The sequence below is a fragment of the Candidatus Merdisoma sp. HCP28S3_D10 genome (assembly GCF_052065835.1).
Lineage (GTDB): Bacteria > Bacillota > Clostridia > Lachnospirales > Lachnospiraceae > Laedolimicola.
Map to the genome: position 1 here is coordinate 558,375 of NZ_JBQHTG010000002.1, position 25,224 is coordinate 583,598.

Sequence of the window (25,224 nt, forward strand, 5' to 3'; positions counted from 1 at the left end):
ATTCTATCAGAATTTCCTATAGAGTAAAAAAAGAAAAGACAGCCGTCTCCGACTGCCCTTATCTTTCTTGTAAACCCAAAGTGCCGTTTCCGCGATTTTGACGCCTAGCTAATGCTAGGTGGGTAACCTCAACTGCCTTTCTGCCTTCCACTGCACACTCGGAGGCCTGACATCCGGGACAGAGATATTGGAATCCCATGAACGTAAATGTAGGTTCAAAATAGCGGGTTCACGCACACCCCAGGAATTTTACCTGTTCTTAACTTCTGAAACTATTATACCCCAATCATTCCTGTTTGGCAACAGAAAAAATCTGACCTATGGTCTTTTTGAAAATTAAAAGCGCCGCTGCCGCCGTTATCCATTCTGTAAGCCAGAAACCGTGCCAGACTCCTGCCGCGCCCCAGAACAGGCTCAGCACAAAGCCTGCCGGAACCAGCAGCACCAGATACCGTAGCAGGGAAATGATCAGTGACGGAAGTCCCTGTCCCAGCCCCTCCAGCACGCCGCCGGAAATAATGGATACGGAGGACACCAGAAAGCCTGCCGATATGATCCGGAGAGCCTCGGCGCCCATCCGGACAGTCTCCGCATTCTTCGTAAAGAGACCGAATAATGTCTCCGGGAAAAGCAGACAGATACCCGTTCCCAAAGCCATAATAACAGCCGCAAACCAAAGAGCCGTCCGATAAATCTTCCGCACCCGCTGCTCCTCTCCCGCTCCGTAGTTATAGCCCACCAGAGGCCGGATTCCCTGGACGATGCCGTTGGCGGTCAGATACAGGAAGGTCTGTAGTTTATAATATACACCCAGCACCAGCACATAGACCTCCGAAAATCCGGCAAGAATCGCGTTCAGGGCAGAAATTGTCAACGAGGGCACCGCCAGATTCAGTGTGGCCGGAATTCCCACACCATAGATACGCCCCAGCACGCCTTTTTCAAAAGCCAGCGTTTTACAGCTGATACGCACAGGGAGAGGCCGCAGAAAACAGACTGCCAGATAGACTGCCACGCTCACCGACTGTCCGATTCCGGTAGCCAGGGCCGCACCCTCAATGCCCATTCCCGGAAAAGAGCCCACGCCGAAAATCAGCAGCGGATCCAAAATGATATTACCAAGACAGCCCGCCATCAGGCCGATCATAGAAACCTTCATTCTTCCTACGGACTGGAAAATCTTCTCAAAGCTCAGATTGAAGGAAAGGATCACCGCAAAAGCAAAGACAATCCGGGAATAACGCAGCGCATAGTTGATGACCACTGAATCCTTCGAATATAACCGCAGGAATCCCGGCATCACCAGCATACAGAGAACCATCAGAATCAGGCTCTGCACCGCATTGATGAAAAAGCCTGCGGACGCCGCCTGATCCGCCTGCTCCTTCCGTCCTGCCCCCAGGAAAAAGGCAATGGCCGCGTTGATGCCGATGCCAAAGCCGATGGCGATGGCATTGAGCAGATTCTGGATGGGGAAGACCAGAGACAGGGCCGTCATGGCTTCCTCCTGAATCCCGGCGACAAAATAGCTGTCTACAATATTATAGAGGGAATTCACCAGCATAGACAGTACCATGGGCAGCGACATGGACAGCACCAACCCCGGAACCTTTTTTTCTTTCATAAATGTATTGTCATTCATCACTTAATTTTTCCTTGAAAAAGAGTGCGATAATATTTTATTGTGTAATAGGAATTTCCTATTACACAATAAAATCGCCACACAGACAGGTATGCCCTGTCTGTGTGGCGAAAAGCGGAATTACTTCCTGAAAAATCCACGTCCCTTACGGGTTTTAATAATTGCGAATTAGAGCTGCGGACCTGCTGCAACCAGTGCCTTGCCGTCTGCATTGCTCTCGTATTTTGCAAAGTTCTTAACGAAACGCTGTGCCAGATCCTTTGCCTTTGCATCCCACTCAGCAGCGTCTGCGTAGGTATCGCGCGGGTCAAGAATTCCTGCGTCAACGCCCGGAAGAGCTGTCGGTACCTCAAAGTTGAAGTACGGAATGGTCTTGGTCTCTGCGTTCAGAATATCGCCGTTCAGGATAGCGTCGATGATTCCACGGGTATCCTTGATGGAGATACGCTTGCCGGTGCCGTTCCAGCCTGTATTTACCAGGTATGCCTTAGCGCCGCTCTTCTTCATCTTCTTAACCAGCTCATGAGCGTACTTGGTCGGATGCAGCTCCAGGAATGCCTGGCCGAAGCATGCGGAGAAGGTCGGTGTCGGCTCTGTGATTCCACGCTCGGTTCCTGCAAGCTTTGCAGTGAATCCGGACAGGAAATAGTACTCGGTCTGCTCCGGTGTAAGAACGGATACCGGCGGAAGTACGCCGAACGCGTCTGCGGACAGGAAGATTACATTCTTAGCGTCCGGACCGGAAGAAATTACATTTACATTCTGCGCAATCTTCTCGATGTGGTTGATCGGGTAAGATACACGGGTATTCTCTGTAACGCTCTTATCAGCGAAATCAATCTTGCCTTCTGCATCCAGAGTTACGTTCTCCAGCAGAGCGTTTCTCTTGATTGCATTGTAGATATCCGGCTCAGAGTCCTTATCCAGGTTGATAACCTTTGCGTAGCAGCCGCCCTCGAAGTTGAATACGCCGTTGTCGTCCCAGCCGTGCTCGTCATCACCGATCAGCAGACGCTTCGGGTCGGTAGACAGGGTAGTCTTACCTGTTCCGGAAAGACCGAAGAAGATAGCGGTATTCTTTCCTTCCATATCTGTGTTTGCGGAACAGTGCATGGAAGCGATACCCTTCAGCGGCAGATAGTAGTTCATCATAGAGAACATACCCTTCTTCATCTCTCCGCCGTACCATGTATTTACGATAACCTGCTCGCGGCTGGTGATATTGAACATAACAGCGGTCTCAGAGTGAAGACCCAGCTCCTTGTAGTTCTCTACCTTTGCCTTGGATGCGTTGTATACAACGAAATCCGGCTCGAAGTTCTCCAGCTCCTCAGCGGTCGGCTTAATGAACATATTGGTTACAAAATGAGCCTGCCAAGCTACTTCTACGATGAAACGGATAGCCATACGGGTATCCTTATTTGCGCCGCAGAATGCATCTACTACATACAGCTTCTTACCGGACAGCTCTTTCTTTGCGATATCCTTTACTGCAGCCCATGCTTCCTGAGTTGCCGGATGGTTATCGTTCGGATACTCCTCGGTAGTCCACCATACAGTGTCCTTGGAATTCTCATCCATAACGATGAATTTGTCTTTGGGAGAACGTCCGGTATAAATACCTGTCATAACGTTCACTGCGCCAAGCTCGCTCTCCTTACCTACTTCAAAGCCTTCCAGACCCGGCTTTGTCTCCTCCTCAAAAAGCATCTCGTAAGAAGGATTGTGTACGATCTCTGTAGTACCTGTGATACCATACTGAGTTAAATCAATCTTTGCCATCTTTCACTCGACCTCTTTCTTTTCATATAGTATGTGTCAACCAAAGGGCTGCTCTGTATGCAGCTGCCATCCTGCATACGGGGTACTTCTACCCACGCTCCCTATTATCACATCTTGTGAAAAAAAAGTCAAGGAAAAGTATCCGGAAAAGTACAAAAAATAATACAATTTCTCATTTGTTACCAAATTCTTAAATATCTGTAAATTTTCTTCTTTTCGCATGATTTTCTGTCCTTTTTATGCTATCATATTGCTTAAAACACGTTATAACCAGAAAGGAGCATTTGCCTATGGTAATTCATTCATATTCCGAAATCACACCTGAAATTCTGGATCTTTCCCATTTGAGTGAAAAAACCAGTCAGATCAACGCAGAGCTTTACAAAAAATATGATGTAAAACGGGGTCTTCGCGACATCAGCGGTCAGGGTGTTCTGGCCGGACTGACCGAGATCGGCGAGATCCACGCTTATGATATGGTGGACGGCAATCTGATTCCCTGCGAGGGTAAGCTTTTCTACCGGGGCATGGATATCGAGGAGCTGGTCCGTGGCTTCGTAACCGAAAAACGCTTCGGTTTCGAGGAAATCACTTACCTGCTTCTTTTCGGCGAACTGCCGGACAACGAAGAGCTTCAGATGTTCCAGGATCTTCTGGGCTCCTACCGCTCTCTGCCCACCCATTTTGTCCGGGATATCATCATGAAGGCACCCAGCAAGGATATGATGAACACGCTGGCCCGGAGCGTCCTGACCCTATATTCCTATGACGACCGGGGCGACGACATCTCCATTCCCAATGTGCTCCGGCAGTCCCTGCAGCTCATCTCGCTGTTTCCGATGCTTTCGGTCTATGGATACCAGGCATACTCCCATTACCACGACGGAAAGAGCCTTTACATCCATCCGCCCAAGCCGGAGCTGTCCACCGCAGAAAATATTCTCTACACCCTGCGGCCCGACAGTAAATACACGGATTTCGAGGCGAAGATTCTGGATATCGCCCTGGTGCTGCATATGGAGCACGGCGGAGGTAATAACTCCTCCTTCACCACCCATGTAGTGTCCTCCTCCGGTACGGACACCTATTCCTCTGTGGCCGCTTCCCTGGGTTCCTTAAAGGGTCCCCGCCACGGCGGCGCCAACATAAAAGTAGTGCGGATGTTTGAGGATATGAAGCAGCAGGTAAAGGACTGGACCAATGAGGAAGAGGTAGGCAGCTATCTGCGCGCTCTGCTTCATAAGGAAGCCTTCGACCACGCAGGTCTCATCTACGGTATGGGCCACGCGGTTTACTCCCTCTCGGATCCCCGTGCCAATATCTTCAAGTCCTTCGTAAAACGTCTTTCTATTGAGAAGGGACGGGAAGAGGAATTTGCTCTCTACTCCATGGTAGAACGTCTGGCTCCCCAGATCATCGGCGAGGAACGCCAGATCTACAAGGGCGTCAGCGCCAATGTGGACTTCTACAGCGGCTTTGTATACAGCATGCTGGATCTGCCCCTGGAGCTTTATACTCCTATCTTTGCCATGGCACGTATCGTGGGTTGGAGCGCGCACCGCATCGAAGAGCTGGCCAACAACGGCAAGATCATCCGTCCGGCTTACAAGAGCGTGGCAGAGCGCCAGGACTATGTAAAGCTGGGCGACCGGTAATACCTTTCGATAAAAAGAGCGTAAAAAAAGCCTTCCGGGTCTTTCCATAACCGCGGAAGGCTTTTTTACATCTGTACTTATTTATTTACCAGAACTTTTATTTACCAGAACTTTTCGGTTCCCTTTCGCGCCATCAGCGCGAACCAGATCAGGATCAGCAGAAATACAAACATCATTACATTGTAAAGCATAGAGGGAAGCGGTGTCACATAGCTATTGACCAGCCCCATACCACCATAAGCTACAGCACCCACTCCAAACACCAACATCTTCGGCGCTATATAAGCCTTGTAGCCTTCCAAATTCTTACATTTTTTCAATTCAATGTCCTTACTCATCAGGACTTCCTGCTTAATCTCGCCCTTTTTTTTCATAAGAAACCAGGCATACAGCATATAGACGCCGGCTCCCACAAAAATAATATCCAGAAAACTCCATATATTATCCATTTTCATACCTTTGGCCGCCCTCTCTCCCGGGGACAGCGCTTCCTTTTCTTTTTTTGATCTTACATACCGAGAAATGCCTTTACAGCCGCTTTCATATCCGGTACCTCTACCACCGTATCATGAAGAACCGGCGCGGTACGGATCTCTTCCACTGCCTTCGGCACCTCTACGCCGGAAAGCCGGGACAGTTCATCCGCCAGAGCGAAATCATCCCTGCCCTCGCAGTTGATTCCCATAGCTTCCATGACGCTTCTGGTAAACTTATAGGGACTTGCGGTGGAAGCAATCACGGATTTGGTCTCATCCTTCGTCTCCGCCTTGTATTTCTTGTATACACAATCAGCAACCGCCGTATGGGTATCGATCACGTAACCGGTCTCCTCATACAGATTGTGAATGGTCTTCGCGCCCTCTTCCTCTGTGGCGTAATTTCCATAGAAATCACCCAGCTTTTCCCGCATGGCCGGTGTAATCTCGTATCTTCCATTCTCGCTTAAGGACTTCATGAAGGCCGCGTCCGCTTTGTCGTCGTGATCGGCAATCCGGTAAATCAGACGCTCCAGATTGCTGGAAATCAGAATATCCATGGACGGGGATGTTGTCAGCACAAACTCCCGGTTCCGGTCGTAGCTTCCGGTCTGGAAGAAATCATACAACACCTTATTGTCGTTGGAGGCACAAATCAGCTTCCCAATGGGCATACCCATCTGCTTTGCGTAGTATGCCGCCAGGATATTGCCGAAGTTGCCGGTGGGAACCACCACGTTGATCTTCTCATCCTTTTCAATCTCGCCATTTGCATATAATTTCGCGTAAGCATATACATAATATACAATCTGTGGAACCAGACGGCCGATGTTGATGGAGTTTGCGGAAGAAAACTGGAAGCCTGCCGCGTCCATTTCCTTCGTCAGATCCTTATCACCGAAAATGGCCTTTACCCCACTCTGGGCGTCGTCAAAATTGCCGTGGATGCCGATGACCTTCACATTCTTACCCTTCTGGGTCACCATCTGCTTCTCCTGTACAGGGCTTACGCCGTTTTTCGGGTAAAATACCACGATTCTGGTCCCCGGTACGTCCGCAAAGCCTGCCAGGGCTGCTTTTCCGGTATCTCCGGAGGTAGCGGTCAGGATTACGATCTCATTCTTTACCTGATTCTTCTTCGCGGAAACGATCATCAGATGGGGCAGGATAGAAAGGGCCATATCCTTGAACGCAATGGTAGAACCATGGAACAGCTCCAGGAAATAAGCGCCGTCCGCCTTCACCAGCGGAGCAATCTCCGGGGTATCAAACTTCTCATCGTAAGCGCTATCGATGCAGTGCTTAAGCTCCTCCTCAGTAAAGTCTGTCAGAAACTTGCTCATAACCGCGTAAGCAGTCTCCTGATAGCTCATGTCCGCCAATTTATCCAGGCTCACGTCCAGCGCCGGAATGCTCATAGGCACAAACAGACCGCCGTCTGCGGAAAGGCCTTTTAAGATAGCCTGGGAAGCAGTTACCTGCACGCCGGAATCTCTGGTGCTTCTGTATAACAAATCCATAGTCGTCGTCCCCTTTTTTCTATATGATTTAAAATGAAATTTCAAAAGTCCCTGCTATTATAGCAAAATAAAAGAGCTGCGTCAATGCGCAGCTCTCTGTTACGTTAAAATATTAAACTTCCCACTGCTTCTTTTATTTTATGCCACAGAATTGTTGATGGCTGTAAGAAGCGCGTCGATGGAAGCGCGGATGATATCCGGGTCTACGCCTGCGCCCCAGGCCAGGGTTCCGTCCGGCTTCTGGAGACCCACATAGGCGATAGCGCGGGAGCTGGAGCTCTGCTCCAGAGCATGCTCCTGATACGTAACCAGGCTGTACTCCAGGCCGTATCCCTTCTTAAGCGCATTGCTGACTGCGTTCAGACGGCCGTTTCCGGTAGCGTAAAGAACCTTCTTTTCTCCCTGGTACTCGGTATGCACCTCTGCCGTGATACCGTCCACCTGCTTGAAATGTACTTCCGTGATATTGTAGGGAGCCGTAATGCCCTCGAACTTCTTCTTGAAGATCTCGAAGATCTCCTCCGGCATCAGCTCCTTGTTCTGGTGATCGGACGCGTCCTTGGCTGCATAGCCCATAGCCTCCCGCATCTTCGGCGGCAGATTGAGACCGAAGTTGTGCTCCAGGATATAGCCTACGCCGCCTTTGCCGGACTGGCTGTTGATACGGATAACGTCCGCGTCGTAGTTACGGCTGACGTCGGTGGGATCGATGGGCAGATAGGGTACGGTCCAATGCTCCGGATCGTTTTCCGCGCGGTAGTTCATGCCCTTTGCGATAGCGTCCTGGTGAGAACCGGAGAAGGCCGCGAATACCAGCGCGCCTGCGTAGGGGCTTCTCTCATTGACCTTCATGCCGGTATATTTCTCATAAGCCTCGCAAATCTCCGGCATATTGCTGAAATCCATCTTCGGATCCACACCCTGGGAATACAGGTTCATGGCCAGGGTCACCACATCTACATTACCGGTGCGCTCGCCGTTTCCAAAGAGAGTTCCCTCTACACGGTCGGCGCCTGCCAGAAGACCCATCTCTGTGTCTGCCACGCCGCAGCCCCGGTCATTGTGGGGATGCAGGGAAACAATGACGTTCTCGCGGTATTTCAGGTTCTCGCACATATATTCCACCTGGCTTGCGTATACGTGGGGCATGGAATGCTGTACCGTCACCGGAAGGTTGATGATGGCTTTCTTATCTGCCGTGGGCTTCCACACATCCAAAACGGCGTTGCACACCTCCAGCGCGTACTCCGGCTCGGTTCCGGTGAAGCTCTCCGGACTGTACTCGAAACGGAAATTACCCGCGGTCTCGTCCGCCAGCTTCTTCAAAAGCTCCGCGCCGTCCACGGCGATTTTCAGGATTTCTTCCTTGGATTTATGGAACACCTGCTCCCGCTGGGCCACGGAAGTAGAATTGTATACATGGACAATGGCCTGCTTCGCGCCCTCCAGTGCGGCAAAGGTCTTGCGGATGATATGCTCCCTGGCCTGTGTCAGCACCTGGATGGTCACGTCATCCGGGATCAGATCCTGCTCAATCAGGGTCCGCAAGAATTCATACTCTGTCTCGGAAGCCGCCGGGAAACCAACCTCAATTTCCTTAAAGCCTACCTTGCAGAGAAGCTTGAAGAATCCGACCTTCTGCTCCAGGGTCATGGGAACCACCAGGGCCTGATTGCCGTCGCGCAGGTCTACGCTGCACCATACGGGCGCCTTGTCCACATAATCCTTCTCTGCCCATTTCATGCAGGGATAGGGCGGTAAGAAATACTGTCTCTGGTATTTTCTGTAATTCATCATGTTCTTCCTCTCCTTCTGTCCTTGTTGTCTGTTCTGTTTTTTGTTAAAGAATCCTGCGAAGCAGAATTCTCCGCCTGCGGCGGGTCGCGTAAGCGACATGATTCCATTCCGCCGCAGTGCGATAAAATTTTTTTATGTACTGGGGGATTCCGTAGGAATTTCCCAGTACATAAAAAAATCCGTCTCCGTCAGCATCTGCCAACGGAGACGGAAGACTTTTTCTGCCTTACGCGGTACCACTCCATTTTTGTGAATTACCTTCACACACTCATGGGATACGGATTCCTTTTCGAATCTTATATCCTTCCCGCTGTAACGGTCGGGCTCCGTCTGCGCCTACTCTTCCGGAAGCGGAATTTGGGGCAGCCGCTCTGAGGTCAGTTCCCATTCTCCCTTCCGCTGCTTCACACCGGCCAGCAGCTCTCTGCGCTCCGGGGGAATCGTACTAGTCCTCGTCCTTGCATTTGTCTGATATTTGTTTTTTAGAATAGCAAATAGCTATCCGGTTGTCAATCCTTTTTTCCCATTTCCACAGATATTTTCACAGATAAAATTCATGACCGTGATAGGCCTGCACCAGGGTCAGGTGGCTTCGGAACCATTGAAGGTTCCCGGCATCGGCCAGGGACGGATTCACAAAATACAAAGCCCCTCCGGAGGCATCCTCCCCTGCAAGGGCGCGTTCCACTGCAGCCCGGGTCTCGTCGGAGACGGTTACGCGGTCGATTTTACCGCTGCCCACCGGAGAAAACTGGGCCTTCCCAGCCTGCTGCTGATAGACTACCTCATAGACCGTATCCGGGAACGCCTCGTTCTCCACCCGATTCAGAACCACATTGGCCACCAGCAGGCGGCCTGTCTCGTCCTCGCCGGAGGCTTCGGCCTCGACGATACGAAGGAGGGCGTCGTAGTCCTCTGCGGTGAGCTGGTAATTGCTGTTTTGCAAAGCAGTCAGCTCCGGATGGACTGCTGCGGCCTCTGCCACCGGTTCTGTCTCTGTCGCTTCTTCCTCCGACCAATCTGCCTGCGCCTCTGTGTATGCCTGCCGCATGCGGCCAGAATTCATACTGTTTTCTGCCAGAGCGCATAGCGTCTCATTTCCGATTCCCCGGAGCACCCCGACGGTTCCATCTTCTGTCGCTCTATCGATACTTTCACTTTCGTAAGAGATTTTTGCCTCCACATCCTTCGTATCAGCCGACGCCATCAAAAGCACGCCCGCCAATCCCAGCACGATTGCACCATCTCTTAGTCTGTTCATATGCCTATTATAAAAATGTCGGTTTCAACCGTCAAGCGGTCTGTAACATTTTTGTAACATTTTTTGTATTTTATTTCCTATATTATCCTTTTTATGAATAATTCCCGTGAAATAAACCAAAAATATGTTTCATAAGACAGACATTTTGGAGGCTTTTCTGTTCTAAACGAAAAGGAAACCATCTATCAGAGGAGGATCTGTATGAAAATCCGCGAGCGCATCAACCTGGCAGCCGGAATCATCTTCACGCTTGCCACCGGCACACTGTTACATTTTACCTATGAATGGAGCGGGGAGAACCCCTTTGTGGCCCTCTATTCCCCCGTCAGTGAATCTGTCTGGGAGCATCTGAAGCTTTTATTTTTTCCGGCGCTGCTCTATACCTTTTTTGAAATCCTGGTGCTGTACAAAACCTCCGGACACTTTCTGACCTGCCGGCTGCTGGCCATCCTGGCCGGCATGTTCTTCATCGCTTCGTCCTTTTTTACCTACACCGGGCTTCTGGGCCGGAGCTTTCTGGCCGTGGACATCGCTCTTTTTATCCTCAGTGTCCTGCTGACCTTTCTTCTGTCCCGTTACCTGGAGGTGCGCTGTCCCGGCCTGCGGCTGCCGCTGCTGGCCAACTACGCCCTGCTGCTCCTCATCGTCATCTGCTTTTTTTCCTTCAGCTTCGCTCCGCCGGGGCTGCCGCTTTTCACCCCACCGGCCTGAGGCAGCTGCTTTTATTTCTGATTGATGTAATTGATTAGGCCCTCGGCCCGGATAATCTTCTGCATAAACTCCGGAAAGGCCTGTCCCTGATACTGCTTTCCTGTGGTGCGGTTGTAAATCATACCGCTGTCAAAATCCACTTCTACTTCGTCCCCGTCCTGAATATCCTTTGCCGCCTCCGGGCACTCGATAATCGGAAGACCGATGTTGATGGCGTTCCGGTAAAAAATACGCGCGAAGGTCTCCGCAATCACGCAGGAGATACCGGATACCTTGATCACCAGCGGCGCATGCTCCCGGGATGAGCCGCAGCCGAAATTCTTGCCTGCCACCATGATATTGCCGGGCTGTACCTTCTTCACGAAATCTTTGTCAATATCCTCCATGCAGTGCTCCGCCAGCTCTTTGGGATCCGCAATGGCCAGATATCTGGCGGGAATGATTACGTCTGTATCTACATTGTCTCCATATTTGAATACTTTTCCTTTTGCCTGCATCTTCTCTTCCTCCTATAATCCAAGCTCTGCCGGAGCGCTGATACGACCGGTCACGGCGCTGGCTGCGGCTACCGCCGGGCTTGCCAGGTAAACCTCGGACTCCACGTGGCCCATACGTCCTACAAAGTTCCGGTTGGTGGTGGATACGCAGCGCTCGCCCGCCGCCAGAATTCCCATATATCCGCCCAGACAGGGTCCACAGGTAGGCGTGCTGACTACTGCCCCCGCCTCAATAAAGGTCTTCAAAAGTCCCTCGTCCATGGCGTCCATGTAAATCTTCTGGGTTCCCGGAATCACGATGCAGCGAAGTCCCTTCTTCACCTTTCTTCCCTTCAGGATCTCAGCCGCCGCCCGCAGGTCGTCGATCCGGCCATTGGTACAGGAACCGATCACTACCTGGTCGATTTCAACAGGTTTCGTAATCTCGTCGATGGTCTTCGTATTTTCCGGCAAATGGGGGAATGCCACGGTGGATTTCAGAGTACTCAGGTCGATGGTATACTCCTCGTCGTACTCGGCGTCCGGATCTGCCTCGTAGATCTTAAATTCTCTCTTGGAATGCTCCTTCATGTAGGCAATGGTTTTCTCGTCCACCGGGAAGATGCCGTTTTTGCCGCCTGCCTCGATAGCCATGTTGGCAATGGTGAACCGGTCGTCCATAGACAGGTTCTGAATTCCCTCGCCTGTGAACTCCATGGATTTATAAAGGGCTCCGTCTACACCGATCATGCCGATGATGTGGAGGATCACATCCTTGCCGCTGACCCATTTGGAGGGCTTACCCACGATATTAAATCGGATTGCGGACGGCACCTTGAACCAGGCCTTGCCGGTAGCCATGCCCGCCGCCATATCGGTGCTTCCCACGCCGGTAGAAAAGGCGCCCAGAGCTCCGTAGGTACAGGTATGGGAATCCGCGCCGATGATGCAGTCGCCGGCCACGGTCAGTCCCTTTTCCGGAAGCAGAGCATGCTCAATACCCATCTCTCCCACATCAAAATAGTTGGTAACCTCCTGACGACAGGCAAATTCCCGGACACATTTGCAGTTTTCCGCAGACTTGATATCCTTATTCGGGATAAAATGATCCATCACCAGGGCAATTTTATCCCGGTCAAATACCTCCTGCTTATTCAGCTTCTGCATCTCCCGGATCGCCACCGGCGTTGTAATATCATTTCCCAGAACCAGATCCAGATCGGCCTCAATAAGCTGTCCCGCCTTCACCTCGGGAAGGCCTGCATGCGCCGCAAGGATCTTCTGTGTCATTGTCATTCCCATGTTTTTATTCTCCTTTTATCTGTAATTTCGCATTTTCTTTCATTTCTTGTATTCTAGCACATTTATTGATATAATTAAAATACATAATAATCATATTTATTATAACTACAGATTATATTATTGGGCCATTGCCAGACAATCCGGCTCTATCTGACTTTTACTCATAGAAAGGATTTTTCTCATGAACCAGAATTTATCTCTCTACCGCATCTTCTACACGGTCGCCCTGACCGGAAATATCTCCCATGCCGCTGACGAGCTTTTCATCAGCCAGCCTGCGGTCAGCAAATCCATCCGGAAGCTGGAGCAGTCCATGAATACCTCTCTGTTCACCCGGTCCTCCCGGGGCGTCCAGCTGACCGAAGATGGGGAACTGCTTTTCTCCCATGTAAAATCTGCCTTCCAGACACTGGAAAATGCGGAAAACCAACTGCGGCTCCGCCGGGAGCTGGGCATGGGCCAGCTTCGAATCGGGGTCAGCTCCACCCTCTGTAAATATGTGCTGCTGCCCCGGCTCTCTGCTTTTATCAAAGCCCATCCCCACCTGCGGGTCACTATTTCCTGTCAGTCCACCAACCAGACACTGCAGATGCTGGAGAACGGAGACCTGGATCTGGGGCTCACCGGGCGGCCGGAAAATCCGGGCATGCTCCGTTTTTCCCCGGTCATGGAGATTCAGGATACCTTTGTGACTACCCGGGATTATCTGGACAACCTGGCGCGGCAGCTGGGACAGCCTGTCTCCGACTCTCTTTCTCCGGAGGTTTCTGTCTCTTTCCTGAAAAATGGCGTCCTGATGCTGCTGGATCAGGAGAACCTGACCCGACAGTATCTGGACGCCCATCTGAAGGAGCATATTCTGTTTCCGGAAAATATCCTAGAAACAACCTCCATGGATCTGCTGATTGATTTTGCCCGGGTGGGACTTGGTATCGCCGGAGTTATCCGGGAATTCGTACAGGCAGAGCTTTCCGGCGGCGCGCTTCTGGAGCTGCCGCTGCCCTTCCCTCTTCCGCCCAGGGAAATCGGGTTTCTGTGCCGGGAAGAGGCGGAGTACAAAAGAATCTAGGTTGTGTACAAACAGAGAACCGCGATACCTTCTCTCCGGAACACGTCGATTTTTCTGTTTCTCGCAGACGGCTTATCCGCGCCCGATCGCCAAACTCGGCCCTAATGGGCCTCGGACAGTGGCTCCTTCGGGCGCTGCCAGTCTGCTCGTCACTACAAAAAATCAACTATCGTTCCTGAGAGAAGGTATCGCGGTTCTCCTATCTATTTTACTCCACCGTCACGCTCTTCGCCAGGTTCCGGGGCTTATCCACGTCCAGTCCTCTGGCTACGGATACATAGTAGCCGATGAGCTGCAGCGGGATAACTGCCAGGGATGCTGCGAAATGTTCGTCGGTCTTCGGAATGTAGGTGACGAAATCGGCCGTATCCTCGATGTTATAATGGCCGTAGGTGGTCAGCCCCATCAGATACGCGCCGCGGCTCTTACATTCCACCATGTTGCTGACAGTCTTTTCATAGAGCGCGCTCTGGGTCAGGATTCCGATGACCAGGGTACCGTCCTCGATGAGGCTGATGGTACCATGCTTCAGTTCTCCTGCCGCATAGGCTTCGGAATGGATATAGCTGATTTCCTTCATCTTCAGGCTGCCTTCCATGGAGATAGCGTAATCGATTCCCCGGCCAATGAAAAATACATCGTGGGCTGCCGCCTGCTTGGAAGCAAACCACTGGAGCCGCTCTTTATCCTGGAGAATCCGGGTAATTTTCTCCGGCAGCGTACCCAGTTCCCTAATCAGCTCCTGATAACGCTCCCCATCAATCTCGCCCCGGGCCTTCGCGAACTGGACTGCCAGAATATCGCAGGCCAGAAGCTGCGTGCTGTAGGCTTTTGTGGTTGCCACGGAAATCTCCGGCCCGGCCAGGGTATAGAATACCTTATCTGCCTCCCGGGCAATGGAGGAACCTACCACATTTACGATAGCCAGGGTACGGATTCCCAACTTCTTCGCCTCCCGGAGGGCTGCCAGGGTATCGGCTGTCTCGCCGGACTGGCTGATGAGGATCACAAGCCCCTTCTTATCCAGCAGCAGGGTCCGATAGCGAAACTCGGAAGCCAACTCTACCCGGACCGGTATCTTCGCCAGATCCTCTATTACATACTGGGCCGATACGGCGGCATGATAAGCGGATCCGCAGGCTACCATATAAATCTGACTGACATCCCGGATCTCTTCGTCGGAAAGTCCCATCTCAGACAGATCGATCACGCCGTCCTTCACCACAGAGCTTAAGGTATCCTGAAGGGCTCTGGGCTGCTCGTGAATTTCCTTCATCATGAAATGCTCAAAGCCGGCCTTTTCTGCCGCTTCCGCATCCCACTTGATTTCCACCGGAGTTTTCTCAATCTCATCGCCGTCCAGGTTGTAGAAGGTGATAGCGCCCTTCTGCAGACGGGCCAACTCCATGTTGCCGATATAATAGACATTTCTGGTGTGTTTCAGGATAGCCGGTACGTCAGAGGCCACATAGCACTCCCCATTTTCCACTCCCAGAATCATCGGGCTGTCCTTGCGGGCCACATATATCTCCTCCGGATAATCCCAAAACATGACAGCCAGGGCATAGGATCCGCGGATCCGCACCATGGCGTGGTTGATGGCGTCCACCGGAGTGCCCAGGTATTTCTTATAATAATAATCGATCAGCTTGATCGCCACTTCCGTGTCGGTCTGAGAATAGAACTGATAGCCCTTCCGCAGCAGCTTATCCTTCAGCTCCTGATAGTTCTCGATAATCCCGTTGTGTACGCCCACCACATTACCGTCGTCGCTGCAATGGGGATGGGCATTATTCTCGGAAGGCTCGCCGTGGGTCGCCCAACGGGTATGGCCGATCCCACAGTCGCCTATCAGCGCCTGACCGCCATTGGTCTTCTCTGCCAGAATCTTCAACCGTCCCTTAGCCTTTACAATCTCAATAGGCGCGTCTCCGTTCCGCACCGCCAAGCCTGCGGAATCGTATCCTCTGTACTCCAGCTTGGAAAGTCCATCCAGCAAAATCGGAGCTGCCTGCTGATTCCCAACAAATCCTACAATACCACACATATGTCTTACATCCTCCTGTTCTTCTTTCTATCTATACGCTGTCAGATAAAATGTCAAAACTGTATTCGCCGGGTTCCATAAATCGGGACCGACATGTTATAGGTATTGTAGCAGATAATCCAGGAATTGAAAAGTGCAAATTGAATTTTAACTAAAAAGTGCAAATATACATTTTTAGTTGTGTAAAAATGCAAATATGTAACTAAAAAGTGCAAACTCATTTTACCACAATATTCCAAATCGCTGACGCAACTAAAAAAGAGAACCTCACGGTTCTCTTTTTCAGATAAGAAGAATGAAAATAATTTATGCTCTCTTCTGCTTCTTCGCTGCGATTGCTGCTACGCCAAGTACGGCTGCTGCTGCGAACCATACCATATACTCAGCAGTCTCGCCAGTCTTCGGAGAAGTTGCTCCTGTGCTGGAAGAGCTGGAGCTGCTGGAACTGGAGCTGCTGGATCCGGAACTGCTGGATCCGGAACTGCTGGAGCTGCTGTCTGCTACTACGATAACCGGAGACAGGCTCGCGAACTTCACAGTGATGGTCTTTGCGTCTGTATCTACATTAGACGGTGTGAGAACTTCCCAGCCACTTCCCTCTACATAGTGAAGAACTTTTACGTTCTTTACACTGTTGGTCAGGTTCGCAATGCCCAGAGTTACAACATACTTTCCATCTGCATCCTTTGTAGCTGTGGTTGCTGTTACATCGATAACAGAAGTCAGTGCTTTCTTTCCTTCTACTGCCTTCTTCACATCCTCAGGAGCGCCTGCGCTCAGCAGATTGCTCAGAGTAGCCTGGCTGCCGTCATTGAATTTTTCAATTCTTTCCTTTACAGCTGCGTCTGATACATGAGCCGCTCCATCAGCGGTCACAACGATTCCGTCAGTCTTGGATACTGCGTCCGTGGTCTTGCTCGGTGCTGCGCATACGCTCAGTGTCTGAGCTGCAAGCAGACCTACCATCAACATTGCTGCAAATACTTTCTTTTTCATTTGTTTTGCCTTCCTTCCATATCATGTTTTTCATTCTTCTATCGATACCAGTACAGCCTGTACCAGATATCTTCTGTCAGCCATTCCTGCATAGCAGGTGGACAGGGTGATAATCCTGTCCTCCGCAGTCACTTCCATCGAAGTGTCTACGAACGAATTCATGTCGCGCATAGAGCGCACATCCTCCAGATACCCCGCAAATACCTGCGGATCCTGAAAATCAAAATTCAAAAGCAGATGTCTGCTGTCATAAAGATACGCCGCAAAAATCTTATAATGCAGAATTTTGTCCGGCATATAAATCGTAATATCCCGATTTTCATCAAAAAAGCTTCGATCCCTGTAGTTATGAAGCGTCCGGAACATACTTCCGTTCTTCATATTGTGTCCGTAGATAACCGTGTTGGGATCTGTAAAATCTTTCCTGTTATAATTCTCCGTAAAAATTGCTCCGGCGATATCCTCTTTTCCATCGATGTCATGGTTCAGGTAATAACTGTTGTCGCTGTCATGCTGCAGAATCGGGTAATCCACCTTGGTTCCCGGCACAGTAATCCAAGCGTAAACCTCCGGATTTTCCTCCTGCAGCGCCGCGAAGTCAATCGGTATCTCCAGGCTTTTCTCCGGCTCTTTTTCTGCCTCTTTCGGTTCTTCTGTCTTTACCGTCTGCTGCAGCTCCTCGTACTGTTCTCCACTCTCCCTGGAGACTGTAAGCTTCCAGATCCCCACTGCGGCACAGAATACCGCCGCAACTGCAATGATAACTGCCGCCCTGTTTTTCATGCTACTCTACCTTCTTATAAAATGTCTCAAGCACCTTTTCATAAAAAGCGCTGTCATCTATTCGATACTCGTCAAATTCGCCGTCAAAACTACTCTCACCCGGAACCGTCCAGCTTTCACTGTCCGCCTCGTTGCCAAGGGCTTCTGCCAGCTTCGCGAACCAGTCATTATGAATCGTGCCCGTCATATAAGGCTTCAGCTTCTGATACATACTTCCCACAAGACCCGGATCCGAGGCCAGAGATTCCCGGACCTTTTCTCCCAGTGCTGCCAAAAATACCTGCTGACGCTCCATCCTGGCTACTGCGCTCTCATGCGTCTCAACATCCCGATACCGCACAAAGGTCTCGGCATTTTCCGGTGTAACCGTGACCGTCGCGCCCTGCTTCATTTCTGGATCTTTTTTCTCCAGGCTGTCATTGGGAACCACCACATCTATGTTACCCACACATTCCAGCAATGCCGGAATGCCATCCAGGCTCAAACTGCTGGTTCCCTGAATCGGAATTCCATAAAACAGTCTGCTCACCGCTTCCTCTACCAGCCTGCAGCTTTCATAACCTCCATCGCCATACGCATAAGCCAGGCTGATGTGATCCTCGGTCAGCCCCAGGCTCCCGCCGGCTTTATCAAAAACTTCTATCTGCGTCATGGTATCGCGCGGAATAGAGATAAGCTTTACGCTCTTTTCTACCCGGTCATAACTGACAAGATACAGCGCGTCAGACTGTCCGGCGTCTGCCTGTCCGGTTCTGGTCTCCATGCGTTCCCTTGTATCGATTCCTAGAAAAAGGAAATTGCTCAGGTGATCATTGTATTGATACTGCTCCCCCTGCCAGATAACCGCGCCGTCCGCCGCTGCCTCTTCTTCCGCAATCTCCTGGGGCTCTGTCTCTTCTGCATTTTCCTGCTGTTCTGCTTTTCCGCAGCCCGCCGCAAGCACCAGAGCCAGCAAAAAGCCGCCGGCTGCCTTTTTATATTGTTTACGCATTTTCTGTCTTATCATAATCGTATTTATAATATCCGTAATGCTTGTAATACTTGTCCTGTTCCAGATCCACTTTATTCAGCACGGCGCCCAGAATTTTACAATTTGTCTGCTCCAGCTGCCGCTTTACGCGCTGAAGGACCTTATAGCTGACACGCTTGTTCTCAATAACCAGAATGACGCCATCGCACCATTTCGCGGCAATCAGGGCGTCGCTGACGCTTCCCAGCGGCGGCGCGTCCAGGATAATACAGTCGTACTCGCCCCGGAGCTGCTGAATCATCTGACCAAAGGCTTCATCCTCCAGGAGTTCGGAAGGATTCGGCACACAGGGACCTGCAAATACCACATCCATGTCCGGAAAATTCGTCTCATAGCAGACTTCTTCCATATCCGCCTGCCCGCAAAGGTAATTGGATAACCCCTTCAGATTCTTTCCTTTTACCCGATAACGGCTGACAAAGGTGGATTTGCGGATATCCGCATCCAGAAGCAATACCTTTTTGCCCATATTGCCCATCTCCCTGGTCAGCTGAAAAGCTATATTGCTCTTTCCCTCATTGGGGAAACAGCTTGATATCAGAATGACACGGATACCTCTTCCCGCAAACTGCAGGTTGGTACGCAATGTCTTAATCGCTTCTTCATAAAAGCTGTCCGGCTTTTTTGGATCCGTCATAACTATGCTCTGTTTCATTTTTTCACCTTTTTTACTTTTTTCTTTTTCGGTTTCTGTTTATCGGACTTCCTCTTATTATTCAGGAAATCTTTTCGATCCGGTACAACCGCCAGAGTAGGAATACCCAGATAATGTTCCACATCCTCCTCCGACTTAATCGTATCGTCCATCAGCGTCAGAATCACAACAATACCGCAGCTTACCATCACCCCAAGCAGAATGCCCAGTGCTATGTTCTTTTTCATGCTGGGACTGGAGGGATATTCGGCTACCTGTCCCTCATCGATGATCTTCGGCGGAATTCCTTCCATCTTATCACCGATAAATTCCGATGTCACAGAAGCCACTTCATCCACGATCCGTTTCGCTTCCACCGCATTCGGATAGCTAATTGTAATTTCCATGATCCGGCTGTCTCCCGGATTGTTAATATTCAGATCCGCAACCAGCTCATCGTAGGTAATATCCAGCTTCAGATTCTCAATGACCTTGTCCACTACCTGATGGCTTGTGGTCAGAATCTCATAGTCCTTGGTCAGCTGCGTCCCCATCTGCAGATCCGCCAGGGAAGCCAGCGTTGTCTCCTTGGTAAGCACCAGCATGGTGGTGGTAGACTGATACATCGGTTTGAGCACCAGCCTGGTATACCCAAAGGCTGCCGCTCCACATATCATTCCTGCCAGACAGATCCAGATCAGCTTTCTCCGGAGCGCGTATAAAAGCTCTACCAGATCGATCTCTATTTCGTCATCGTACTCTTTTTCCATAACCAAACCCCTCAGTCTATCAGTATCTCTTCCGCGTTTTTCCAGAGCAGCTCCTGTATCGTATCCTCTTCCAGATGACGGAGCATCCAGCTTTCCGCGGCTTCTGTCACAGGCGGCCGATGCGCGGTACTGTGCATATCGGTTCCCAGGAACGAAATATTGCCTTTTTTCAACTGCTTTTTACACCAGCGCGCCGTCTCGTCCGTCCATCCGCCGCCTACGCTTCTGTAATTCAGCTGTACCCGGATATCCGAATCCAGCAGTTCTTCTATATAATCCTGTTTTCTTAGAACCGGATACCGCTCCGCATGTGCCAGAACCGGCACATACCCGCAAAGACGTACATTCCGTAACCCCCGGTACATTTCCGACCAGCTTATATGCGGTCCGAACTCTATCAATACATATTCACTGTCGGCCAGACTCAGAAGCTTACCTTTTTCCAGCTTCTCCGGCACTGCTTCTGTGTAGAAAATCTCCTGTCCCAGATATAATTTCATCTCCGGAAGCTCTTTTTGGATCTTTTCTTTCAGTTTCTGAAATAAATCCTTCAGTTTTTCCGGATCCTCATTGGGAAACTGCAGCGAACCATGCGGCGTGGCAATCAGTTTCCGAAAGCCCTGCTCTGCCGCCATTCTGACCAGCGCCAGACTTTCTTCCTCACTTTTCGCCCCATCATCTACTCCCGGTAAGATATGACAGTGGATATCTGTCTTTTCCATTTCTCAACACCCTGTTTCCCACAAATTTGTCAATTTGTGTAACATCTCAAAAACTACGGTCATTCTACCACTTTTATTATAGCTCAACAAGGTTTTTTTACACATTTTCACTTTTTAACCATTTTTCTACATAATGAGCAAAATAGGGGGCTTTTTCCAAAAAAAACGCAGGCATATTTCAACCTGCGTTTTTCCTGTTTCCTATCTTCTGGAATTATTTGTCATTTTCCGGCAGATCCTTGATGGAGAAGCTGAAGCGTCCCATCTTGTCCTTGCCCAGGCAGATAACCTTTACCACGTCGCCCAGTGTCAGCACATCTTCTACATGGTTGATACGCTGCTTTGCGATCTTGGAGATGTGTACCATGCCCTCTTTACCCGGAGCGAACTCCAGGAATGCGCCGAACTCCTTGATGCTGACTACCTTACCGGTAAGGATCATACCCTCTTCAAAATCGGTTACGATAGTCTGAATCAGCTCGATGGCCTTATCCATAGCAGCCTTGTCTGTTCCGCATACGGATACAGCGCCATTGTCGTCGATGTCGATCTTCACGCCGGTCTGCTCGATGATGGCATTGATAGTCTTTCCTCTCTGACCAACCACATCGCCGATCTTCTGCGGATCAATCTGGATCTGTACGATCTTCGGTGCATACTGGCCAACCTCTTTGCGCGGCTCGCTGATGCAGGGCTTCATACAGTTATCCATGATAAAGAGACGGGCCTCACGGCAGCGGGCGATAGCGCCCTCTACGATAGGACGGGTCAGGCCGTGAATCTTGATATCCATCTGGATCGCTGTGATTCCCTCGGTGGTACCTGTTACCTTGAAGTCCATATCACCGAAGAAGTCCTCCAGACCCTGGATATCGGTCAGAAGTACGAAATCCTCATCGGTCTCGCCTGTTACCAGACCACAGGAGATACCTGCTACCATCTTCTTAATCGGTACGCCTGCTGCCATCAGGGACATACAGGAAGCACAGGTAGACGCCATAGAGGTAGAACCGTTGGACTCGAAGGTCTCGGATACGGTACGGATTGCATAGGGGAACTCTTCCTCAGAGGGAAGTACCGGCAGCAGCGCACGCTCAGCCAGCGCTCCATGTCCAATCTCACGACGTCCCGGTCCACGGCTGGGCTTAGTCTCTCCTACGGAGTAGCTGGGGAAGTTATAGTGGTGCATATAACGCTTGCTTGTCTCATTTTCATCCAGGCCGTCCAGACGCTGTGCCTCAGACAGCGGAGCCAAGGTACAGATGTTGCAGATCTGAGTCTGTCCTCTGGTGAACATAGCGGAGCCATGTACCCGGGGAATCAGGTCTACCTCTGCGGACAGTGGACGGATCTGGGTAAGCTCACGGCCATCCGGACGCTTGTGATCCTTCAGAATCATCTTACGGACTGTCTTCTTCTGGTACTGGTATACGGCCTCGCCCAGAACCTCCAGCCACTCTTCCTTATCTGCAAACGCCTCTTCCAGACGGGCGGTAATCTCACGGATATTCTCCTCACGCTTCTGCTTCTCGTCTGTAAATACAGCCTCTTCCATCTCTGCGGGAGGTACGATCTCCTTGATAGCCGCGAACAGCTCTTCCGGTACCGCGCAGCTGGTGTAGCTGTGCTTTTCCTTGCCGCACTCTGCTACGATCTGATCGATAAAGGCGATAACCTGCTGGTTTACCTCATGAGCCTTGTAGATAGCCTCGATCATCTTTGCCTCGGGGATCTCATTGGCTCCTGCCTCGATCATGATGACCTTTTCTCTGGTGGAAGCTACAGTCAGCTTCAGGTCAGATACCTTATACTCTGCCTGTCCCGGGTTTACGATGAACTCGCCGTCGATCATACCGATCTGGGTGGTCGCGCAGGGACCTGCAAAGGGGATATCGGAAATCGCGGTTGCGATAGCGGATCCCAGCATAGCAGTCAGCTCCGGGCTGCAGGTGGGATCTACGGACAGAACCAGGTTGTTCAGGGTTACGTCATTGCGGTAATCCTTCGGGAACAGCGGACGCATGGGACGGTCGATGACACGGGAGGTCAGGATCGCGTTCTCGGACGCCTTACCCTCACGCTTATTGAAGCCACCCGGGATCTTACCTACGGAATACAGCTTCTCCTCATACTCTACGCTTAAGGGGAAGAAGTCGATGCCCTCACGGGGCTTGTCGGATGCGGTTGCTGTGGAAAGTACGGTCGTATCGCCGTAGTGCATGAACGCTGCGCCGTTTGCCTGCTTTGCTACACGTCCCACATCTACTGTCAGGGTACGTCCGGCCAGCTCCATAGAAAAACTCTTGTACATAATATTCTCCTTGTTTGATTAGAGGTAGGAGCTTCGCTACTATCCGCTTGCACAGAGAACAGTAACGGAGAAACCGAAACTACTGATCCGGCTACGATGGGCTCATATCCGCATCAGTGGTCTCGGAACATTTCTCCTACCGTGAATGGGTTACACAAAAACCGGGCGAAAGAACCCTGGGATTCCTCCGCCCTTTTGGAAACTTATTTTCTCAGTCCTAATCTCTCAATCAGGCTACGATATCTCTCGATATCCATCTTCTTCAGGTATGCAAGCATATTACGTCTCTGACCTACCATCTTCAGAAGTCCTCTTCTGGAGTGATGATCCTTCGGGTTAGCCTGCAGATGAGCAGTCAACTCCTGGATACGTGCGGTCAGGATAGCTACCTGTACCTCCGGTGAACCGGTGTCTCCCTCTTTTAAACCGTACTCTGCAATAATAGCCTGCTTCTTGTCCTTTGCGATCATGATGTTTCCTCCTTAAAATTTTTTATACGCTGGGTATCAAGCAATGGTCGGAGTGTCCAATAACCGGATACCAGCAAACTCATACTATAATAAGATACCATAGGGGTTTTATGGTGTCAAGGGTGATTTTTCAAAATCAGTCCTTCAGGATCCGCGCCGCGCTCACCGGGCTTCTGTAGTACATATTGGAAATGGTGATACCGGTTCTCGCGTTGCTGGCATGTACGACCCGGCCGCCGCCAATGTACATGGCCACATGGTTGATACGCTTGCCGCTGCCGTAGAAAATCAGATCGCCCGGCTTCACATCTCCCACCTTGATCTTCGTTCCGCAGTTGGCCTGGGCTCTGGAGGAATGGGGCAGGGAAACGCCGAAATTCCGGTATACCGCCAGGGTAAAGCCGGAGCAGTCCGCTCCCTTGGTCAGGCTGGTGCCGCCCCATACGTAGCGGTTGCCCACATACTGCTTGGCAAAATCACAGATGGCAATCCGCACGTCGGTAACGCCCTCGCCGTACAGCGCCTCAGACAGGGTCATAGCCGTATCCAGCTCGCTTTTCACATCCACGTACTCAGAGGCCACATAGCCGTCCTCGCCGTCGATATCTACCTTAATCCAGTCTCCCTGATCCTCGAGTACCTGCAGCTCTTCACCCGCCGGAACCTTGGTCCAGTAATCCGCGTCTGTGCTGGGCTCCATGCGCACATAAAGGGAATCGGTATTTACCTTCGCCATAGTCTGTCCCAGATCAAAGGCCAGATCGATAGCTTCCTGTCCGGTGTACAGGTATTCCGCTTTCACGTACCCCTCTACCTCGCCGGACTTGATATGAGCCCACTCTCCGTCCATATCCAGCACCTCGCAGGCGCCGTTTTTACGAAGCTTTCCCACCAGGGAGCTATCGCCATCCGCGCTCTGGCGGATATTCAGGCTGTCCTCCACTCTGGCGATGGCAATATTTACATAGCCCTCCAGGGGAGTTCCGGTCCATACCACCTCTGCGGTGGCCTGAGTCTGCTCCTCCGTATCCGTGGTCTGATCAAAATTCGTCGCGATTCCTTCTCCCAGGCTTCCGCTAAGCGGCGCGGCCTGCACCTGCATGCCGGTCATCGCCATCAGAATCGCTCCTATCATAAATCCTGCTTTATATCTTCGAAACATAAAATCCTCCGTCAGATTTTGAATTATTACAAAAATGTTAAGAACCTTTTACACTTTATATCAATCCCACGGATTTGTCAAGCCATTCTTCTGTTTTTTCGGTTATTTTTGCGGGATTTTGTGGATTTTTTTACCATACGGTTCAGTTCCTCCCGATCCCACAGTTCCACGCCGATTTCGTCCGCCAGCTCCTCTGCAGACGGGGTGAAATAGCTGTTGGTGACCACCACCGGCACGTCGCAGCCGTAAAACTCTGCTCCTGCATAGGCCTCCTGAACTGCTTTATTGCTGATCTTCGCCTGGTAATGCTTACACTGAATCGCGTAGGAAACCCCATCCCGCTCCGCCAGCACGTCCACGCCCTGATCCCCGCTTCCCCGGGTGACCTCCACATGGATATAGCCGTCCTTTACCAGAAGCTCTCCCACATATTCCTCAAATTCCCAGCCGTCCATGTCGTCGTAATCGGCCCGGCGGAACCGTCTCCGTTCTTTTCTCCAGCGGTGCAGCCATCCGGCACAGCGCAAAACTGTCCGGAAAGGCCAGAACAGCACCCGCAGAAGAAATAATGCAGGTGCTGCTATCAAATAATAAAAAAGTCTCATATT

General features: G+C 50.9%; 22 protein-coding genes, 1 other RNA gene and 1 other annotated feature. Of the genes, 3 read left to right on the forward strand and 20 right to left on the reverse strand.

From position 1 onward, the window contains the following. Positions 1-68: 68 nt before the first annotated feature. The 3 genes from ssrS to pckA all read right to left on the reverse strand — a co-directional run bounded on the left by ssrS (position 69) and on the right by pckA (position 3,424). A non-coding RNA gene (gene ssrS / locus ACTNCH_RS07925) (6S RNA) lies at positions 69-250 on the reverse strand. Positions 251-286: 36 nt separating this feature from the next. Beyond that, the gene (locus ACTNCH_RS07930) at positions 287-1,642 is read right to left on the reverse strand and encodes an MATE family efflux transporter (protein ID WP_441017659.1); all 1,356 of its coding nucleotides are present in this window, start codon (positions 1,640-1,642) and stop codon (positions 287-289) included. Positions 1,643-1,810: 168 nt separating this feature from the next. After that, positions 1,811-3,424: a phosphoenolpyruvate carboxykinase (ATP) gene (gene pckA, locus ACTNCH_RS07935; protein ID WP_441017661.1), complete on the reverse strand. Its 1,614-nt coding sequence runs from the start codon at positions 3,422-3,424 to the stop codon at positions 1,811-1,813. 290 nt (positions 3,425-3,714) lie between these two features. On the opposite strand from pckA, the gene ACTNCH_RS07940 reads away from it, so the two are divergent. After that, on the forward strand, positions 3,715-5,079 hold the full coding sequence (locus ACTNCH_RS07940) for a citrate/2-methylcitrate synthase (RefSeq protein WP_441017663.1): 1,365 nt from the start codon (positions 3,715-3,717) through the stop codon (positions 5,077-5,079). A gap of 101 nt (positions 5,080-5,180) precedes the next feature. Here ACTNCH_RS07940 and ACTNCH_RS07945 read toward each other — a convergent pair whose 3' ends face one another. The 4 genes from ACTNCH_RS07945 to ACTNCH_RS07960 form a co-directional block, all read right to left on the reverse strand. Beyond that, positions 5,181-5,534, reverse strand: coding sequence for a hypothetical protein (locus ACTNCH_RS07945; protein WP_441017665.1), 354 nt, complete (start codon positions 5,532-5,534; stop codon positions 5,181-5,183). A gap of 53 nt (positions 5,535-5,587) precedes the next feature. Further along, positions 5,588-7,075, reverse strand: a complete 1,488-nt coding sequence (thrC, locus tag ACTNCH_RS07950; RefSeq protein WP_441017667.1) for a threonine synthase — start codon at positions 7,073-7,075, stop codon at positions 5,588-5,590. 138 nt (positions 7,076-7,213) lie between these two features. Then, positions 7,214-8,872, reverse strand: a complete 1,659-nt coding sequence (locus tag ACTNCH_RS07955) for a 2-isopropylmalate synthase (RefSeq protein WP_441017669.1) — start codon at positions 8,870-8,872, stop codon at positions 7,214-7,216. A gap of 200 nt (positions 8,873-9,072) precedes the next feature. Next, positions 9,073-9,340 (reverse strand) — a binding site (T-box leader). 73 nt (positions 9,341-9,413) lie between these two features. Continuing rightward, positions 9,414-10,106, reverse strand: a complete 693-nt coding sequence (locus ACTNCH_RS07960) for a cell wall hydrolase (protein ID WP_441038329.1) — start codon at positions 10,104-10,106, stop codon at positions 9,414-9,416. Between the two features lie 228 nt (positions 10,107-10,334). Here ACTNCH_RS07960 and ACTNCH_RS07965 point away from each other — a divergent pair, with 228 nt between their 5' ends. Then, positions 10,335-10,844 carry a DUF6512 family protein gene (locus ACTNCH_RS07965; RefSeq protein WP_441017673.1) on the forward strand — a complete coding sequence of 170 codons (510 nt, stop codon included), beginning with the start codon at positions 10,335-10,337 and terminating at the stop codon, positions 10,842-10,844. Positions 10,845-10,855: 11 nt separating this feature from the next. Here ACTNCH_RS07965 and leuD read toward each other — a convergent pair whose 3' ends face one another. Further along, positions 10,856-11,341 carry a 3-isopropylmalate dehydratase small subunit gene (gene leuD / locus ACTNCH_RS07970; protein WP_441017675.1) on the reverse strand — a complete coding sequence of 162 codons (486 nt, stop codon included), beginning with the start codon at positions 11,339-11,341 and terminating at the stop codon, positions 10,856-10,858. A 12-nt stretch (positions 11,342-11,353) separates the two neighbouring features. Beyond that, the gene (gene leuC / locus ACTNCH_RS07975) at positions 11,354-12,622 is read right to left on the reverse strand and encodes a 3-isopropylmalate dehydratase large subunit (protein WP_441017677.1); all 1,269 of its coding nucleotides are present in this window, start codon (positions 12,620-12,622) and stop codon (positions 11,354-11,356) included. Between the two features lie 181 nt (positions 12,623-12,803). Between leuC and ACTNCH_RS07980 the strand changes: the two genes are divergently transcribed. Continuing rightward, on the forward strand, positions 12,804-13,691 hold the full coding sequence (locus ACTNCH_RS07980) for a LysR family transcriptional regulator (RefSeq protein WP_441017679.1): 888 nt from the start codon (positions 12,804-12,806) through the stop codon (positions 13,689-13,691). Between the two features lie 208 nt (positions 13,692-13,899). Here the strand turns inward: ACTNCH_RS07980 and glmS are convergent, their stop codons facing one another. The 11 genes from glmS to ACTNCH_RS08035 all read right to left on the reverse strand — a co-directional run bounded on the left by glmS (position 13,900) and on the right by ACTNCH_RS08035 (position 25,221). Beyond that, on the reverse strand, positions 13,900-15,738 hold the full coding sequence (gene glmS / locus ACTNCH_RS07985) for a glutamine--fructose-6-phosphate transaminase (isomerizing) (RefSeq protein WP_441017680.1): 1,839 nt from the start codon (positions 15,736-15,738) through the stop codon (positions 13,900-13,902). A 306-nt stretch (positions 15,739-16,044) separates the two neighbouring features. After that, complete coding sequence (locus tag ACTNCH_RS07990) at positions 16,045-16,734, reverse strand: hypothetical protein (RefSeq protein ID WP_441017681.1); 690 nt, start codon at positions 16,732-16,734, stop codon at positions 16,045-16,047. A 30-nt stretch (positions 16,735-16,764) separates the two neighbouring features. Then, positions 16,765-17,517 (reverse strand): class B sortase, encoded by a 753-nt coding sequence (gene srtB, locus ACTNCH_RS07995; RefSeq protein WP_441017683.1) that lies wholly within the window; start codon positions 17,515-17,517, stop codon positions 16,765-16,767. Between the two features lies 1 nt (position 17,518). Beyond that, entirely contained in the window at positions 17,519-18,508 is a 990-nt protein-coding gene (locus ACTNCH_RS08000; protein ID WP_441017685.1) for an LCP family protein, read from the reverse strand. Next, the gene (locus ACTNCH_RS08005) at positions 18,501-19,202 is read right to left on the reverse strand and encodes a CpsD/CapB family tyrosine-protein kinase (RefSeq protein ID WP_441017687.1); all 702 of its coding nucleotides are present in this window, start codon (positions 19,200-19,202) and stop codon (positions 18,501-18,503) included. Before ACTNCH_RS08005 ends, ACTNCH_RS08000 begins: the two co-directional genes overlap by 8 nt. Then, the gene (locus ACTNCH_RS08010) at positions 19,199-19,951 is read right to left on the reverse strand and encodes a YveK family protein (RefSeq protein ID WP_441017689.1); all 753 of its coding nucleotides are present in this window, start codon (positions 19,949-19,951) and stop codon (positions 19,199-19,201) included. Before ACTNCH_RS08010 ends, ACTNCH_RS08005 begins: the two co-directional genes overlap by 4 nt. A gap of 11 nt (positions 19,952-19,962) precedes the next feature. Further along, entirely contained in the window at positions 19,963-20,673 is a 711-nt protein-coding gene (locus ACTNCH_RS08015; RefSeq protein WP_441017691.1) for a CpsB/CapC family capsule biosynthesis tyrosine phosphatase, read from the reverse strand. Positions 20,674-20,887: 214 nt separating this feature from the next. After that, positions 20,888-22,984: a polyribonucleotide nucleotidyltransferase gene (locus ACTNCH_RS08020; protein WP_441017693.1), complete on the reverse strand. Its 2,097-nt coding sequence runs from the start codon at positions 22,982-22,984 to the stop codon at positions 20,888-20,890. Between the two features lie 203 nt (positions 22,985-23,187). Then, the gene (gene rpsO, locus ACTNCH_RS08025) at positions 23,188-23,454 is read right to left on the reverse strand and encodes a 30S ribosomal protein S15 (protein ID WP_158361885.1); all 267 of its coding nucleotides are present in this window, start codon (positions 23,452-23,454) and stop codon (positions 23,188-23,190) included. 136 nt (positions 23,455-23,590) lie between these two features. After that, the gene (locus ACTNCH_RS08030) at positions 23,591-24,616 is read right to left on the reverse strand and encodes a C40 family peptidase (protein ID WP_441017696.1); all 1,026 of its coding nucleotides are present in this window, start codon (positions 24,614-24,616) and stop codon (positions 23,591-23,593) included. Between the two features lie 77 nt (positions 24,617-24,693). Beyond that, positions 24,694-25,221: a restriction endonuclease gene (locus ACTNCH_RS08035; protein ID WP_441017698.1), complete on the reverse strand. Its 528-nt coding sequence runs from the start codon at positions 25,219-25,221 to the stop codon at positions 24,694-24,696. Between the last annotated feature and the right edge of the window lie 3 nt (positions 25,222-25,224).

Bases quoted from the DNA above. Each gene is read 5' to 3' on its own strand.
- thrC (WP_441017667.1), bottom strand. From the start codon at position 7,075: ATGGATTTGTTATACAGAAGCACCAGAGATTCCGGCGTGCAGGTAACT.
- ACTNCH_RS08000 (WP_441017685.1), bottom strand. From the start codon at position 18,508: ATGCGTAAACAATATAAAAAGGCAGCCGGCGGCTTTTTGCTGGCTCTG.
- ACTNCH_RS07990 (WP_441017681.1), bottom strand. From the start codon at position 16,734: ATGAAAAAGAAAGTATTTGCAGCAATGTTGATGGTAGGTCTGCTTGCA.
- ACTNCH_RS07955 (WP_441017669.1), bottom strand. From the start codon at position 8,872: ATGATGAATTACAGAAAATACCAGAGACAGTATTTCTTACCGCCCTAT.
- leuC (WP_441017677.1), bottom strand. From the start codon at position 12,622: ATGGGAATGACAATGACACAGAAGATCCTTGCGGCGCATGCAGGCCTT.
- rpsO (WP_158361885.1), bottom strand. From the start codon at position 23,454: ATGATCGCAAAGGACAAGAAGCAGGCTATTATTGCAGAGTACGGTTTA.
- ACTNCH_RS07930 (WP_441017659.1), bottom strand. From the start codon at position 1,642: ATGAATGACAATACATTTATGAAAGAAAAAAAGGTTCCGGGGTTGGTG.
- ACTNCH_RS08035 (WP_441017698.1), bottom strand. From the start codon at position 25,221: ATGAGACTTTTTTATTATTTGATAGCAGCACCTGCATTATTTCTTCTG.
- ACTNCH_RS08015 (WP_441017691.1), bottom strand. From the start codon at position 20,673: ATGGAAAAGACAGATATCCACTGTCATATCTTACCGGGAGTAGATGAT.
- ACTNCH_RS07980 (WP_441017679.1), top strand. From the start codon at position 12,804: ATGAACCAGAATTTATCTCTCTACCGCATCTTCTACACGGTCGCCCTG.
- ACTNCH_RS07940 (WP_441017663.1), top strand. From the start codon at position 3,715: ATGGTAATTCATTCATATTCCGAAATCACACCTGAAATTCTGGATCTT.
- srtB (WP_441017683.1), bottom strand. From the start codon at position 17,517: ATGAAAAACAGGGCGGCAGTTATCATTGCAGTTGCGGCGGTATTCTGT.
- leuD (WP_441017675.1), bottom strand. From the start codon at position 11,341: ATGCAGGCAAAAGGAAAAGTATTCAAATATGGAGACAATGTAGATACA.
- pckA (WP_441017661.1), bottom strand. From the start codon at position 3,424: ATGGCAAAGATTGATTTAACTCAGTATGGTATCACAGGTACTACAGAG.
- ACTNCH_RS07945 (WP_441017665.1), bottom strand. From the start codon at position 5,534: ATGAAAATGGATAATATATGGAGTTTTCTGGATATTATTTTTGTGGGA.
- ACTNCH_RS08010 (WP_441017689.1), bottom strand. From the start codon at position 19,951: ATGGAAAAAGAGTACGATGACGAAATAGAGATCGATCTGGTAGAGCTT.
- ACTNCH_RS07965 (WP_441017673.1), top strand. From the start codon at position 10,335: ATGAAAATCCGCGAGCGCATCAACCTGGCAGCCGGAATCATCTTCACG.
- ACTNCH_RS08020 (WP_441017693.1), bottom strand. From the start codon at position 22,984: ATGTACAAGAGTTTTTCTATGGAGCTGGCCGGACGTACCCTGACAGTA.
- glmS (WP_441017680.1), bottom strand. From the start codon at position 15,738: ATGTGTGGTATTGTAGGATTTGTTGGGAATCAGCAGGCAGCTCCGATT.
- ACTNCH_RS08005 (WP_441017687.1), bottom strand. From the start codon at position 19,202: ATGAAACAGAGCATAGTTATGACGGATCCAAAAAAGCCGGACAGCTTT.
- ACTNCH_RS08030 (WP_441017696.1), bottom strand. From the start codon at position 24,616: ATGTTTCGAAGATATAAAGCAGGATTTATGATAGGAGCGATTCTGATG.